12 protein-coding genes, 1 other RNA gene and 1 pseudogene are annotated in these 13,745 nt (G+C 51.1%); 6 read left to right on the top strand and 8 right to left on the bottom strand.

Features of this window, described 5'->3' with window-relative positions; all coding sequences use genetic code 11:
• Positions 1–48: 48 nt before the first annotated feature.
• The 4 genes and pseudogenes from FOA19_RS03605 to FOA19_RS03590 all read left to right on the top strand — a co-directional run bounded on the left by FOA19_RS03605 (position 49) and on the right by FOA19_RS03590 (position 3,207).
• Positions 49–1,215 (top strand): DUF4959 domain-containing protein, encoded by a 1,167-nt coding sequence (locus FOA19_RS03605; protein ID WP_190300272.1) that lies wholly within the window; start codon positions 49–51, stop codon positions 1,213–1,215.
• Between the two features lie 75 nt (positions 1,216–1,290).
• Positions 1,291–2,487, top strand: a complete 1,197-nt coding sequence (locus FOA19_RS03600) for a DUF4998 domain-containing protein (RefSeq protein WP_149089413.1) — start codon at positions 1,291–1,293, stop codon at positions 2,485–2,487.
• 193 nt (positions 2,488–2,680) lie between these two features.
• Positions 2,681–2,764 (top strand): annotated as a pseudogene (locus FOA19_RS23735) (DUF4113 domain-containing protein); the annotation flags it as partial.
• Positions 2,765–2,811: 47 nt separating this feature from the next.
• Complete coding sequence (locus FOA19_RS03590) at positions 2,812–3,207, top strand: hypothetical protein (protein WP_149089412.1); 396 nt, start codon at positions 2,812–2,814, stop codon at positions 3,205–3,207.
• 405 nt (positions 3,208–3,612) lie between these two features.
• On the opposite strand, the gene FOA19_RS03585 is transcribed toward FOA19_RS03590, so the two are convergent.
• From FOA19_RS03585 to FOA19_RS03565, 5 genes are all read right to left on the bottom strand, one after another.
• Positions 3,613–5,325: an ATP-binding protein gene (locus tag FOA19_RS03585; RefSeq protein ID WP_149089411.1), complete on the bottom strand. Its 1,713-nt coding sequence runs from the start codon at positions 5,323–5,325 to the stop codon at positions 3,613–3,615.
• Between the two features lie 387 nt (positions 5,326–5,712).
• Positions 5,713–6,085, bottom strand: a transfer-messenger RNA (tmRNA) gene (ssrA, locus tag FOA19_RS03580).
• 127 nt (positions 6,086–6,212) lie between these two features.
• Positions 6,213–6,917, bottom strand: coding sequence for a YjjG family noncanonical pyrimidine nucleotidase (locus FOA19_RS03575; protein ID WP_149089410.1), 705 nt, complete (start codon positions 6,915–6,917; stop codon positions 6,213–6,215).
• A 57-nt stretch (positions 6,918–6,974) separates the two neighbouring features.
• On the bottom strand, positions 6,975–8,093 hold the full coding sequence (locus tag FOA19_RS03570; protein ID WP_149089409.1) for an acyltransferase family protein: 1,119 nt from the start codon (positions 8,091–8,093) through the stop codon (positions 6,975–6,977).
• 4 nt (positions 8,094–8,097) lie between these two features.
• Positions 8,098–8,484, bottom strand: a complete 387-nt coding sequence (locus FOA19_RS03565; protein ID WP_149089408.1) for an ArsR/SmtB family transcription factor — start codon at positions 8,482–8,484, stop codon at positions 8,098–8,100.
• A 214-nt stretch (positions 8,485–8,698) separates the two neighbouring features.
• Between FOA19_RS03565 and FOA19_RS03560 the strand changes: the two genes are divergently transcribed.
• Positions 8,699–9,259, top strand: coding sequence for a carboxypeptidase-like regulatory domain-containing protein (locus FOA19_RS03560; protein ID WP_190300271.1), 561 nt, complete (start codon positions 8,699–8,701; stop codon positions 9,257–9,259).
• 131 nt (positions 9,260–9,390) lie between these two features.
• Positions 9,391–9,891: a hypothetical protein gene (locus FOA19_RS03555; protein ID WP_149089406.1), complete on the top strand. Its 501-nt coding sequence runs from the start codon at positions 9,391–9,393 to the stop codon at positions 9,889–9,891.
• Between the two features lie 105 nt (positions 9,892–9,996).
• On the opposite strand, the gene FOA19_RS03550 is transcribed toward FOA19_RS03555, so the two are convergent.
• The 3 genes from FOA19_RS03550 to FOA19_RS03540 all read right to left on the bottom strand — a co-directional run bounded on the left by FOA19_RS03550 (position 9,997) and on the right by FOA19_RS03540 (position 13,693).
• Positions 9,997–12,330 (bottom strand): M1 family metallopeptidase, encoded by a 2,334-nt coding sequence (locus tag FOA19_RS03550; RefSeq protein WP_149089405.1) that lies wholly within the window; start codon positions 12,328–12,330, stop codon positions 9,997–9,999.
• Positions 12,331–12,412: 82 nt separating this feature from the next.
• Positions 12,413–13,036, bottom strand: a complete 624-nt coding sequence (locus FOA19_RS03545; RefSeq protein ID WP_149089404.1) for a J domain-containing protein — start codon at positions 13,034–13,036, stop codon at positions 12,413–12,415.
• A 54-nt stretch (positions 13,037–13,090) separates the two neighbouring features.
• Positions 13,091–13,693 carry a HupE/UreJ family protein gene (locus FOA19_RS03540; protein ID WP_149089403.1) on the bottom strand — a complete coding sequence of 201 codons (603 nt, stop codon included), beginning with the start codon at positions 13,691–13,693 and terminating at the stop codon, positions 13,091–13,093.
• Positions 13,694–13,745 lie beyond the last annotated feature (52 nt).

Raw genomic sequence — 13,745 nt, 5'->3', positions numbered from 1 at the left:
ATGAACTTACATAAACTAAAAACATCGTTTTTCCTCTTTTTTGGAATAATGGGCCTGATTTCCTGCGAGGAGGATCTGCAGTTCCGGGAACCCATTGGAGGTGATAACAGCGTTCCCAGCATGGTGTCTAATGTCTCCGTGGAGAACCTGGCGGGTAAGGCTAAACTGACCTATACCATACCCAACGACCAGAACCTGCTTTACGTGAAGGCCGTGTACACCATTGCCACTGGTAAAACCCTGGAGGCCCAGACCTCTTACTACAACAACTCGCTTATTGTGGATGGGTTTGCAGACACGAACGAGCATGAGGTTCAGGTGTTCACCGTAAGCCGAAGCAACATCAAATCCAATCCGGTGACGGTGAAGGTAAAACCTCTTGAGGCTCCTATCTGGAAAGTATACAAAAGCATCCAGATCGCTACGGCATTCGGGGGGTACAACCTGTCCGCGGCAAACCCAGACACGGCCAATGTATCCATCATTGTGATGAAGAAAAACGCTTTAAATGAGTTTGAGGTAGATAACCAAAAAAGTGTGTTCACCTCGGTAAAGGATATCACTTCAAAGGTGAGGGGCCTGGATACTGCCCGGTATGAATTTCAGGTATTTGTCAAAGACAGATGGGGCAACACCACAGACACCACCACCAAGATAGTCCAGCCCTTATTTGAAGCGGAACTGCCAAGTTCAGGGTTCAGGGCCTTTGTTCTGCCCGGTGATGCGCCTCAGGTGACCAATGGTGCCAGGCTGGAATATGCCTGGGATGGACTTCTAGGGTGGCCCTATGTGAGCTTCACGCACCAGGTGAACGGAGGACCCGAGCCCCACATGATCACCTTTGATACCGGTAAACTAGCCAAAATGAGCCGTATCTGGATTCGTCCTTTCCCAGAGTTAGATCCATCCCAGTTCTATTATCTCACCACCATGAAGCGGTTTGAGATCTACGGATCTGCCAATCCTTCCTTGAACGGAGCCTTAGACGATACTTGGGTTTTATTGGGCTCTTATGAAGTGGTAAAACCTTCAGGTACCGGGTACGGCCAAGACACGCCCAAAGACAGAGAAACAGCCGCCGCTGGCTTCAACTGGGATCTGGACTTGAATGCGCCCAAGGTGCGATACATCAGAATCAGATGTTTGGAGAACTTTGCAGGTGGCACGGCCCAAAGCATCAATGAACTGAAAGTTTACGGAGATACCCGTTTGTAAAAGATATAAATCCAGGTCCTGTGGAACTCTATGAACTCCATGGAAGGGGAGCAGGGCCTATAAAGAGAACATACAATGAAAAGGATATTTACAAATAGAATAAGGCTGGCCTTTGCCTCCTTGCTTTCCTTAATGGCTCTGTACTCCTGTTCTGACTGGGATGACTTCAAGGAGTTTACCGAGGAGGGGGAGATTCAGTACGCCGGCAAAATGGACTCCGTTAAGATTTTCTCGGGCAAGGGACGCGTGCTGTACAAGGCTCAGCTGAGTGCCGATCCTAAGGTGAAAATGGTGAGAATATTCTGGAATGACCGGAAAGACTCCGTTGAATACCAGATTGAGAAAGGCGTGGGCAAAGAACCCTTTGAGAGAACTTTCAATGTAGATGAAGGGGTAAAGAACTTTGTGACCATCACCTATGACGCCGCCGGGAATTCTTCTATTCCGGTGAATGCGGTAGGTACTTCCTACGGAGATACCTATCGGAGGAGATTGAACAACCGGTTCATCTCTCTGCTTGATTTTGAAGCGGATAAGACAATCATCAATTGGGATGCCATGGACCTGTCAACCGGCGCGCAATATACCGAAGTGGAGTATGTCGTGAACGGCGAAACTAAGCGTGTGACCACCCCAGTATCTGAATCTAAGACTGCTCTTGAAGGGCTCACAGAGTCCACTATCATCAAGTATAGAACGGTCTTTAAGCCAGAGCCCACCAGTATTGACACATTTGCGGTGGCCTTCCAGGATTACGCCATCAACATTGTGCCGCAGTTGAAAAACAAGAAAGTACCGTTTATTGCTTCCGCTACCTCGGGAAGGTGGGGCAATCTGGCAAACTGGATCACGAATGACGCTGCCAAAAACCACGACGGTTTTGGTGGTTGGGATGAGTGGAATGGCAACATCTTCAATGTTGAGTCTGGCTGGGGTTCGCCTCCTATCAGAAACGGAAAAATCTACCAGACCCTTACCCTTGATCCTGGGATCTATACCTTTGAGATATCAAATCTAAGGGACACCAACCTGACACCTGACGATAACACCTACCTGGTAGTAGCCTTGGGCAATACCTTGCCGGACGTGGAGCAAGTCACCACCTCTTTGGGACATGTGAAAATCTTCAACGGAAGACCCATTGGTGAACTGCGGGTAACCTTCACGGTCCAGGAGAAATCAGAGGTAAGCATGGGCTACCTCACCACTCAACCAGACGGATGGCCGGGTAAATTCTGCAACATCGTCGCCTTTGATTTCTATAAAAACTAGGCAGGCTAAGTAGCAATCACAGGTAAAAGCAAAAAGCCAGTAGGAATTATCCTGCTGGCTTTTTGCTTTTATGCTGTTGTTTGAACAGAAAGACGTGGACACATTTTGAGCAACCTTCAGGCGGTCAGGGCTTAAATAGGGACGCTGGACAGACGCTTTTTACGTTGCGGGAGTAGGAAGAAGGGGAAGCCAAGTCATGCAGCTGAACTGTGAGCGAAGGTCTCCCTGTTACACTACTTGTCTTTCTGAGATACCTCTCATCCATCATACCTTGTAACGAATACGACGCAGGCACGTTTTCTGATAGACCCAGATAAACAATCCATGATCATCTACAATAGCGCCTTCCTAACCCTTGATTTTGATCCAAGCGTGGACATCCTGTCTGTTACCATGCCCCCGGTGAACGACATTCTAGTACCTGAAATCAACAGGTCGTTCGCAATTATTGTAGAAAACGTGAGAAACTATGACATCAAGAGACTCCTGTTTGATGCAAGGGAGACGCGGGTTGATGTCCAGGAGGAGGTATTCGCCCCGGTCATCACCCAGTTTGTGTTAGACCTGGCAACCACGCGGGTGCAGAAGGTTGCACGCGTTAGCTCCACCAGCGTCTTCCGGGAACACGTAGTGAGCAAAGTGTTCAACAATAACGTGCTTCCCATCCAGTTCGAGAGTTTCTCAGAGATAGAACCCGCCATAGAATGGCTGAAGCACTAGCCCGCTTGTAGTTTTCCCTTGATCACGCCTCTACCTGCAAGGTTTTTAACCTGACAAAACAGTTCTCAGAAGTCCAGCCTAGCACATACGCTCCCGTTCAATGAATGTAGGAAAGATGGGCAACTTTAATTAGATAATAAAGGGGGCAGTACTGGGCCAGAGTGGGGTAGAAAAGAAGTCGGGACATCTTCCCCTTTCTTTGGAATGGGTGCTCTTAAACGGGCAAGGTAGGCTTGGTGTAGAGTGGGTGCTCGGGTTTTCTTTTACTAGAAAGGGCCAAAGGTTATGACGCCTGATGGGCTTACCTCTACTTTATGCCACAAATACGGTAGGCTGTAGATTAGGTGGTCAACTGGGTGATTGGGGCACTAGTCTCTTGCTTAGATAGACAGCGGGAAGCAGGAGTTAGGCGGGGAAATATACCCGGAAGGTAGAACCTTTGCCGACCTCACTCTCCACCTCCACCTTGCCGCCTTCGTTCTCGATGAGCCGTTTCACCATATACAGGCCCAATCCGGAGCCCTCCACATGGTCATGCAGCCGGGTGAACATCTCAAATAACTTATTGTCTCTGTTCAAGTCCATGCCCAGGCCGTTGTCCTGCACGCTCAGTACGTGGTACCCATCCTCAGCTTGGCACCGAATAATGACCTTTAATGACCTTTCAGGGGAGCGGTATTTGATGGCATTTGAGATCAGGTTGTAGACAATGCTCCTCAGGTTCTTCTCTGGAGAGCGGACGGTGGCGCAGCTGTCCCTGTCTATGGACACCTCTGCCCCACACTCCTGGACTTCAAGCGCCAGGTCTAGCTTTACGTCTTTCACCACTGAGGCAAGGTTGATCTCGGAGGGTGCCGCACTGTAGGCCTTCTTCAGTTTGGTGATATCAGACATGAAGCTGATGTTCTTCTTGAACCGCGAAATGGAGTCCTGGATTCGCTCGAATATTTGCTGAGTAAAGTGGGGTAACTCGCCGGCATCAGACAGGTTCTCCTGGAGTATAATAACCAACCCTTCTATGTTCAGGATGGGGTTCTTGAGGTCATGGGAGGCGGAGTAGACGAAGTTGTCCAGGTCCACATTAGTGCGGCTAAGTTGCTGGTTGGCTTCCTCCAGCGCTGTCTGGGCGATGAACTTCTCCGTCACATCCACTATGAAGGCCAAAATGCCCTCTGTCTTGCCCTGCTTATTTTTCAGGGGCTGGTAAACGAAGTCAAGAAAACGCTGCTCGGGCTTTCCAGAGGCGTTGTTAAGTTGGACCTCCATGCCTTGGCCCACAAAGGGCTCCCCGGTGGCATACACTCCGTCCAGCAGTTTAACGAAACCCTGTTCCGCGATCTCCGGCAGAACCTCAGACGCCCTTAGGCCTATTCTGGCGCGGTTGCCCGTAAGGGTTTTGTATCTGTCGTTGAAGAAAGTGAAGCGGTGGTCAGGTCCTTGCAGGGTGGCGATATAGGCCGGAACCTGTCCCAGGATCTCGGAAAGAAGACCTTTCTGCATCTCCAGTTCCTGGCTCTTCAGTTGCGTCTCTTGGAGCGCCTCCTCTAACTGCCGGGTCCGCCTTTTCACGCGCGCGTCCAAACTTTCGTTGAGGGAACGGAGACTCTCCTGTTTTTCCTCTAACTCCCGGTTCGTCTCCAGTAGGAGCTGGTAGGAGGAGGCCAGTTCCGCATTGGTGGATCTAAGGCTGAGGTTAGCGGCCGCTAGTTCCTCGTATAGTTCCTCCACCTTGCTCTTGGCGTTCACCTGCGCTGTTACCTCATAGGCGAACACCAAAATGCCCGTAATCTCCCCATTAGGGTTCCTGAGGGCCTGGTAAATGAAGTTGTAGTAGTTCTGCCCTAGGTTGTCCGTGGAGTTGTCGTGGAAAAGCCGCACCTGCATCTCATGGGCATGGAAAGGCTCACCTGTGTGGTATACCTTGTCCAGAAGGTCGAAGATAGGCTGCCCCTTCAATTCCGGCATGGCCTCCGCAATGGGCTTGCCCAACAGCGGACGGTTGCCCACCAAAGCCTGGTAGGGAGGGTTCACGAATTTGAAGACATGGTCAGGGCCTTCGAACACGCACATCATGGCCGGGGCCTGCATGAAGATGGAGTAGACCTCGTCCGGTTGCATGATTGTTTTTGGTGTGGATTCGTTCCACCCTTTGTTCTCTTCCACTCTTGGTATTTTAATTATGCCCAAAGGCGGTCCGATTTATAAGATGTGTTGGGAATGTGTTTTCCGCCCCTTTTTTGGAAAACCACACAAAAACAGCTGTTTGCCTCTAAGCACTTCCATTAACCCTTCTCTGTCTTTCAGCCGAATTCCAAAGTGAGATACGCTATTTAAGTAAGTAAATAGCTAAGTAAAATAAAATTTTACCAAGGACTTTTCTCCTAAGCTTGTGCTAACAAAACTTCTGTCTGTACTAATATATGCGTAAGAGGTTATTAGATAGGGTTAAACACGCACACAAAAGCCTGATTATCTAATTGATAATCAGGCTTTTGTGTGCGTGTTTTGTGGAGATGCAGGGATTCGAACCCTGGTCCAGACAAGGAAACTTGAGCGCTTTCTACATGTTTAGTCTTGGTTGGGTTTTCGTGTGGCTCCAGGCCCAAGCCTGGCCTGTGAAGTCACCTTAGATGCTTTAGTTTCATGCAGACCCCGCACCTTGGCCTACACTAGATCGGCATTACGATGCCCTGTGACCAGCCCCCACCGAACCGAGGAGCTGCAGGACAATGGCAAAATGCTTAGTACCTAGACTAGGCAGCCATGGCGTAGTTAGACTCGCCAGATAATCGTCGGTCAATTCTGATTTACGGGAAAACTGCCAACTCCCGACATGCTTACACCCAGCTTGCTCAAGCTGTCAATTCCGGTCATCCCCAATTGTGAAAGAACTCTTTCGGTCTTCTACGGCCGATGCCTGCAAAAGTAACCAAATTATAGACAAATCCTACCTGGCGGGAGTTCCCGTTTAAGGCCTGTTTTGCGGAAAGGAACCCTAAAACAGGTTACAGAAAGGTCTTCAACTGGCTCAGGCAGTGCACTTCATAGGTTGGTTTCAGACGAGGGCGTTTCTTCTCGGGGTTAAAAAAAACCTGGTCAATGCCCGCGTTCATGGCACCCAGCACATCGGCTTCCAGGCTATCACCAATCATGAGGCTCTCCTGGGCGCTTACCCCGGCCCGGTCCAGGGCATGCTGGAAAATGCGCTTGTCTGGCTTGGTGCAGTTGATGCAATCAGAAGTGATGATCTCAGAGAAGTAGGCATCCAGCTTCGCCGATTTCATTTTAATGTATTGCACGTCTTTGAACCCGTTGGTGATGATGTGCAGCACGTATTTATTTTTCAGATAGCCCAGAACCTCATGGGTGAACGGGAACACCGCGGTCTTAGTGGGGCAGAGGTCTATGAAGGCTTTGCTAATTCCCTCGGGCACATCGGTGGCCTCCATGCCCAGATCCGTCAGACACTTGATAAACCTATTCTCGCGGAGCTGCTGCTGCGTGATCTTACCTTTGTGGTAAAGGTCCCACAGGCGCTGGTTTACAAAACTGTACTTTTTGTAGAACGAGTCCCGAGAGAAATTCCCCAGCTGGTCTAACTTGTATTGGTCGTATAAATGGAATAGCGTCTCTTCAGAGTTCTTCTCGAAGTCCCACAGCGTGTGGTCCAGGTCGAAGAACAGGTGACGGTAAGTTTTTGGCTTTTTCATATCAGAAACGCTCACTAAAAAGCAGCAGAATAACAAAGTTGTTATTTTTAAACCATTCTACAGGCTTTTAGTTTCAACAAAGCTTCGTGGGGAAAACATCTTAAGGGCTTTTTTGTGCAAAGGAGCCTCTAACACATAATATCCCGCCACCGAAGCCAAAGCCAGCAATAGCAACACACCTCCTTTGTTCTGCCAAACATGAAAGTAAAGGACATCAAACCCGAAGGTGTAATGGGCCAGGTAGAAAATGTAAGAACCTTTTCCCAGCGCTTCTCCAATTCTAGAGCCGAGTAGCCGAGCAAGCGCGGTCTTTTCCAAAGCCAACCCGGTCACCAGGCTTCCGATGAAAACAGGAAGCAAAAAATTGTTGATGATATGGAAGGAAAGGGCCTTTAAAGGAGGAAGATCCGGAAGCAGCGCAAGTGCCGGGGCTATGAGCAGCATGATGGTCAAGACACCAAAGACGCCAACATAGGTGAATACGCCAGTTGCCCTTCTAGAAAGGACAAATGGCTGGGCAGGCGACAGCAGATACCTTTTTGCACACCAGATGCCTATGTAGAATTCAAAGCACCGCCCGAAGAAAGTGGACCTCAACAGAAAATTCCAATCAGGAACAACTGGAAAGGAAAGAGGCATTTGCCCCATCAGGAGTAAGCCGCCGCCGGCGAGCAGGGTCATCAGAAACCACCGGAACAGCCCCAACTTTTGCCAGTACAATAAAACCCAAGGAGCCGCCGCATAGAAACATACTTCTACGGTCATGGACCAGCCCACGCCAATACCCGTGAAGGAGTACTGCGGAAAAAGGCCTTGCGCCAAGAAGAGATTGACCAGCCATGAACCAGGTCTGAAATCCTGCCGGAAAACCAACGCGATAATGGTGCAGATGAGATAAACGGGATAGATGCGGGCCACCCGGTGTAGGAAATATAGCCGCCAGCCGCTAGGTTCCTTTTCCTTGAAACTTTGGCTATATCTAAGGGCAATGAGGAAGCCGCTTAGCACAAAGAAAAGTGACACCCCCATGTGGCCCTCCCGGGACAAGGCATCAAAGAAAGAGGTGGCAAACGGAACGTGGGGTTTGGCGTGGTGGGCATACACCAGGTAAGCGGCTACGGCGCGCAGTCCGGTCAATGCCGAGAAATACCGCCCGGAGGCATCTAGGGTACGCATGCAATTACAGGCCGGTGAAATGCCGCTGCTGTAGGCGGTTAATGGCCAGTTCGCGGTTTGAGAAAAGCGTCTGGTAGACTTCCTGGTCTTTGAGCAAGAGCGGGTCTTTTTCCAGGTACCCGAACATCTGTTGCAAAAAGTCCAGCATTTCGTCTTTGATGTAATAAAAAGCCCATTGGTCCTGTTTACGGTAAGATACCAAACCCGTGTTTTTTAAATAGATGAGGTGGCGAGAGGTCTTGGTTTGGGTGAAATCCAGCACCAGTTCCAGATCAGCGATACATAGCTCTTTGTTGCGCATTAACAGGTTCAGGACGCGTATTCTGGAAACGTCACTCATGGCTTTGAATACTTGTTCCCCAAAACTGACGTTAAAATGTTTGAGCCTCATGGAGTATCTCTTCGTAAAATTAATTTAAAGCTCTTCGGCACAAAATACTATAAAAAGCCTATACTTGTAAACGAACTGATCCATGACTACGCTATATTTCAATCCTTCTCCTTTATATTCCCGCTGTTGGGCGCATCTAGGGCGCTTTCTGGTGGTTCTCTTACTTCTTTCAGGAATTAGCCTTACTTCAGCGCACGGCCAGGGAGCCAAAAAAGTGATTCAGTTAACCGGGGTAGTGACCGCCGGCGATAGCCTTCTGGGAATCCCGGGGGCCAGCGTGTACATCCCCAAGGCCGGCCGCGGGACCAATACGAATGAATATGGCTTTTTCTCTTTGCCGGTGCTGGCAGGCGACAGCGTGGTGTTCAGTTCGCTGGGGTACGCCAAGCAGTCTTTGGTGATTCCGCAGAGTTTTGAGCGAGACAGTTACTCCATTATCATTGAGATGCTGGAAGATCCTACGGCCCTGCCCGAGATCAGGGTTTTCCCCTATGCCACCTTCCGCGACTTTACCCAAGCCGTGTTAGCCATGAAGTCGCCGGTTGAGGATATTGACAAGGAGAGCGCCATGAGCCAGCAGATCCTGAACCAGATGTTCCGGAACACGCCCATGGATGCCAACTCTAACCACCGCAACTACATGAACCTGCAGAACCAGCAGCAGATGCGCAGGGGAGGTTATAATCCCGGAGCCACCAACCCGCTCTTAGACCCGATTAAGTGGTACCAGGTAATCAAAGCCATTAAGAACGGGGATTTCAAAAACAAAGAATAAACGCAGGCTGTTGCCGCTTCAAGGGACTGTTCAGATACTGGGCAGTCCTTTTTTTGTCTTTACCTCTGACGCCAGCCAAGGGATATCGGGCGTATGGCTGTCTTCTAAAGACAAGCTGACAGTAAACTTACATGAAACCAAAATACCTATTGTTCCTGGGCATGGTGCTCACGCTAGAGGGATGTCTCCCTACAAAATCACCTCAGGTTGCTCCAACCTTGGATGAATTGCCTAACGCACTTTTGCCTGCTTTTGAGCAAAACGATCTTAAAACACAGTACACCCTCAACCCTAACCTCAATCCTTTCTACCTGCAGGAGAACTTTGACGGAGACAGTACGGCAGATTACGCTGTGTTTCTGCAAAACAAGCACACCCAGAAACCTGCCATCGCTTTTGTGCTGGGCGCGAATCCAGCCAAAGCCATGGTAGTGGCGGAAGGGCAGTGGCCTGCCTTGAAAGACTTCAAAGAAATCGCTTACTGGAAAGCCACGCCTCATTTCCCGGCGGGCGCAGGATCTGTCTTGCCCGGGATCAAAGGTGGTGGCCTAGTGCTGGACCTGCGGAAGCCAGAAGCGGTGCGGTGGGTTTACTGGAACGGCCAGCAATGGCAGTGCATCAATCCAGAGTAGAAATCCTGGTAAAAGCAAAAGCCCCACCCAGATGAACAGGTGAGGCTTTTAGGTGAGTTATTGTTTTGAGGCTGTTTTCAGGAAAACGCGCCCAAAATAGGTTGCTTAGTTACCGCCTTGCGAACGGGGTGCTGCCTGGCGTTGGGTCTGCTGCTGCAACGGGTTGGGCGTGATGCCGCGGGGTTGCTCTTTGAACAGCTCGAAACGGCTTGGCTGCGGACGCTGCGGATACGAGTTGTTGTTCATGTCAATATCGGCGGTTTCTTGGAAAGGATCCAGCATGAAGCTGGCTACCGGTTTCTCGGTCACAAACACCTTGGTGATCTCTTTCTCGTCGTAGCGCCAGATCTCCGCGGGGATGCGCACAATCTCCGAAGTGCCGTCTTGGTAGGTCATCTGCATCACCACCGGCATTACCAGGCCGCCGTTGTTTTTGATACCTACTTCGTAAAAATTCAGGCCTTTCTGTAATAGGGCGCGTTCTTCTGGGGCCAGCGATTGCAGGTATTTCTGGTACTGCGCTTTGCTTTCCTCGGTCACGGCCAAAGGGTCATAGGTGTTGTAGAAATCCTTCAGCTCTGGTTTGGAGTCCAGCAGGGTTTTAGGGATGTCCTGCAGGTTGCGCTGCTGTGACAGGCTCTTAGGCGCGGCGTTGATCTCGGTTCTGCGTTTGGCGTTCTCCACCTCGGGGTTGCGGGTGTCCACAGAGTACCATTTCACGCCGGTCAGTTCTTGCTCTACGTGGTCGGTGGTGTAGAACCAGCCTCTCCAGAACCAATCCAGGTCCGTGCCCGAAGCGTCTTCCATGGAGCGGAAGAAGTCTGCCGGCATGGGGTGTTTGAAGGCCCAGCGGCGGCAGTATTCTTTGAAGGCGTAGTCAAACAATTTGCGGCCCATTACGGTCTCGCGCAGGATGTTCAGGGCCGTGGCCGGTTTGCCGTAGGCGTTGTTGCCCAGCTGCGTGATAGACTCAGAATTGGTCATGATAGGCTGCTGCATGCTTTTGTCCATCTTCATGTAGGTGGTCATGTTGCGGGGCTCACCACGGCTAGACGGGTAGTCACGCTGCCATTCTTGCTCGGCCAGGTACTGCACAAAGGTGTTCAGGCCTTCGTCCATCCAGGTCCACTGGCGCTCATCAGAGTTGATGATCATCGGGAAGAAGTTGTGGCCCACTTCGTGGATGATCACGGAAATCATGCCGTATTTGGTGCGCTCCGTGTAAGAACCATCTTTCTCTGGACGGCCGCCGTTGAAGGAGATCATCGGGTACTCCATGCCGCCCACGGCACCGTGTACGGAGATGGCCACCGGATACGGGTAGTCAATGGTGAACTTGGAGTACGTTCTGATGGTATGCGCCACTACCTCAGTGGAATACTGGCCCCACAATGGGTTGCCTTCTTTAGGGTAATAGCTCATGGCCAGCGTGTTTTTGCCGGCGTAGTTCACGTTCATGGCATCCCAGATGAACTTGCGGCTAGAGGCCCACGCGAAATCGCGCACGTCTTTGGCCACAAACGTCCAGGTCTTCTTGCCTTTGGCTTTGTTTTTCTCGGCGCGCAGGGCTTCGTCTGGCGTCACAATCAAAACAGGTTTGTTCGCTTTTTGGGCTTGGGCCAGGCGGCTGCGTTGCGCGCTGGTGAGCACGTCCATGTTCTGCAGTTCGCCGGTAGAGGCGACCACGTGGTCAGCGGGAACGGTCAAGCTAACTTTGTAATCCCCGAACGGAAGGGCGAATTCGCCGGTGCCCAGGAACTGCTTGTGCTGCCAACCGTTCACGTCATCGTACACGGCCATGCGCGGGAACCACTGGGCCATCTGGTACTCGTAATTGCCGTCTTCGGGGAAGAACTCGTAACCACCGCGGCCACCTTGCTTTTTCTGGTCATTGATGAGGTTAGACCACTCAATGCTGAATTTCACAGACTGCTTCGGCTTCAAGGGCTGGGGCAGGTCAATGCGCATCATGGTGAAGTTGATGGTGTGCGGCAAAGCCTTGCCGTTGGCATCCTTCACCGACTTGATTTTGTACCCGCCGTCAAACGTCTGCTCGGCCAGCGCCTCGGCCACCCCGAAGGTAGGCTTGTCCGGGATCCGGTTCGTGCGGGTGAGGTTGGTCATGGAGTTCTTCTCAAAGATGTTCTGGTCCAGCTGCACCCACAGGTACGTCAAAACATCTGGCGAGAGGTTGGTATAGGTGATGGTCTCCGAGCCGGTGAGCGACTGATTGTCGTCGTTGAGCTCGGCCTTGATGTTGTAGTCAGCGCGCTGCTGCCAGTACTCATGGCCCGGGGCGCCGGAAGCGGTACGGTAGGTATTGGGGGTGGGCAATTCCTGCGCCAGTTGCCTGAACTTGGACTTGTCAATGTTTTCCTGCGCCAGAGCCGGTACTGCCAAACCTAGGAGCAGCCCGGAGGCGAGTAAGAATTGTTTCATTTAGTGTTGAAGGTTGTGTTTGTCTGATTGTGAGAAATAGCAAATTGGGCAATTCTGCGCAAAGATAAAAGCAGACGTGCTCTTATTTAGACATTTGGGGAAGATCCTCCCCAAAGTGCTTTTTGATATCCTGCCGGAGGGTCTTCATGAGCCGGAAGATGGCTGACCCAATGGGAACCGTGATCACGCCCAGCAACAGGTGCTTGTATTGCCCGGAATAGAAGAAAAGGAAGGGAACCAGTATAAAGATGAAGCCCGTAAGGAAGCCCAGCAAGAGCACCAGGTAACTGCTGCCCCAGGCAATGGCGTACCACCACTTTTTCTTCATCTCCAGGGTGCGTTGCACGTAGGCCTCATGGTCTTTCTCGCGCTGGCGGCGGGCCCGTTCCTGGGCTACGGCGGCCCAGGCCAGGTACTCTTTGGGATCGGACGGCGGATCATAGACAAACTCATATTTCTCCCAGTCAGACTGCTGCTTGGGAGGCGCCGTGTAGGAATAGGAGGCATTGGGCGCGGCCGCCTTTACCTCCTTGAACCGCTGCAGGTACTCATACGCCGACTGGATGCGCAGGAACATGGCCGGCGCCTCGGGGTCTTTGTTTCTGTCTGGATGGTACTGCAAGACCAACTTCCGGTAGGCATGCCTTACCTGGGGCATCTCGGCGCCAAAAGGGACTCCTAATACGCGGTAAGACTCAGTCAGCATGGATGCGGCTTAGAAAAGAGGAAAGCAGGGGCATTCCTGTTTTATACTCGTTTTTCAGAAAATGGCTGAAAAATCCTGGCTTAAAATCAACATAAGCGCAATGGCCCCGGCTGCGCTGCTGATGCCCAGTGCCCAATCCCGTTTCTGTACGGGCAAGGCCCTGGTGAGAAGGAAGTTAAGCATAAGCGCGATTACAACAATCAACAACTGGCCAAATTCAATGCCCACATTGAACGCCAGCAATTCCAGCACGATGTTCTGCCCCTGACCCAGGAGAGACTTAAGGTAATTGGAGAAGCCCATGCCATGGATTAACCCGAAGAAAACCGCGAATGCGTTGTTCAAAGACCAGACCGCGCCACCTTTCTTTTTGACCTTACCCAACTGGGTGAAATTGTACAAACACGTGAGCAGAATGGTGATGGGAATAAGCAGTTCTATGAGGGCAGTATTGAACTTTATCAGGTTAAGGGTAGACAAAGCCAGCGTGATGGAGTGCCCGATGGTAAAGCTGGTGACCAGGGCCAGGATGCGGCGCCACTCGCTACCAGAATACATGGCGCACATGGCCAGCACAAACACCATGTGGTCATACGCCTGAAGGTTGAAAATGTGGTGAAAGCCTAATTGAAGGTAAGTGAAAAAGACGGACGACACGTTTGCTTGCTGTTTTAAGATGGTGTTAGTCAGGCAAGATTAGAAAAAAGCC

The sequence above is a fragment of the Rufibacter hautae genome, assembly GCF_008271695.1.
GTDB classification, from domain to species: Bacteria; Bacteroidota; Bacteroidia; order Cytophagales; family Hymenobacteraceae; genus Nibribacter; species Nibribacter hautae.
The sequence above is the reverse complement of the archived record's forward strand: the minus strand, read 5'-3'. Positions and strand labels throughout refer to the sequence as shown.

Coding starts and splice junctions, on each gene's coding strand:
- FOA19_RS03605 (WP_190300272.1), top strand. CDS start 49: ATGGGCCTGATTTCCTGCGAGGAGGATCTGCAGTTCCGGGAACCCATT.
- FOA19_RS03600 (WP_149089413.1), top strand. CDS start 1,291: ATGAAAAGGATATTTACAAATAGAATAAGGCTGGCCTTTGCCTCCTTG.
- FOA19_RS03590 (WP_149089412.1), top strand. CDS start 2,812: ATGATCATCTACAATAGCGCCTTCCTAACCCTTGATTTTGATCCAAGC.
- FOA19_RS03585 (WP_149089411.1), bottom strand. CDS start 5,325: ATGCAACCGGACGAGGTCTACTCCATCTTCATGCAGGCCCCGGCCATG.
- FOA19_RS03575 (WP_149089410.1), bottom strand. CDS start 6,917: ATGAAAAAGCCAAAAACTTACCGTCACCTGTTCTTCGACCTGGACCAC.
- FOA19_RS03570 (WP_149089409.1), bottom strand. CDS start 8,093: ATGCGTACCCTAGATGCCTCCGGGCGGTATTTCTCGGCATTGACCGGA.
- FOA19_RS03565 (WP_149089408.1), bottom strand. CDS start 8,484: ATGAGGCTCAAACATTTTAACGTCAGTTTTGGGGAACAAGTATTCAAA.
- FOA19_RS03555 (WP_149089406.1), top strand. CDS start 9,391: ATGAAACCAAAATACCTATTGTTCCTGGGCATGGTGCTCACGCTAGAG.
- FOA19_RS03550 (WP_149089405.1), bottom strand. CDS start 12,330: ATGAAACAATTCTTACTCGCCTCCGGGCTGCTCCTAGGTTTGGCAGTA.
- FOA19_RS03545 (WP_149089404.1), bottom strand. CDS start 13,036: ATGCTGACTGAGTCTTACCGCGTATTAGGAGTCCCTTTTGGCGCCGAG.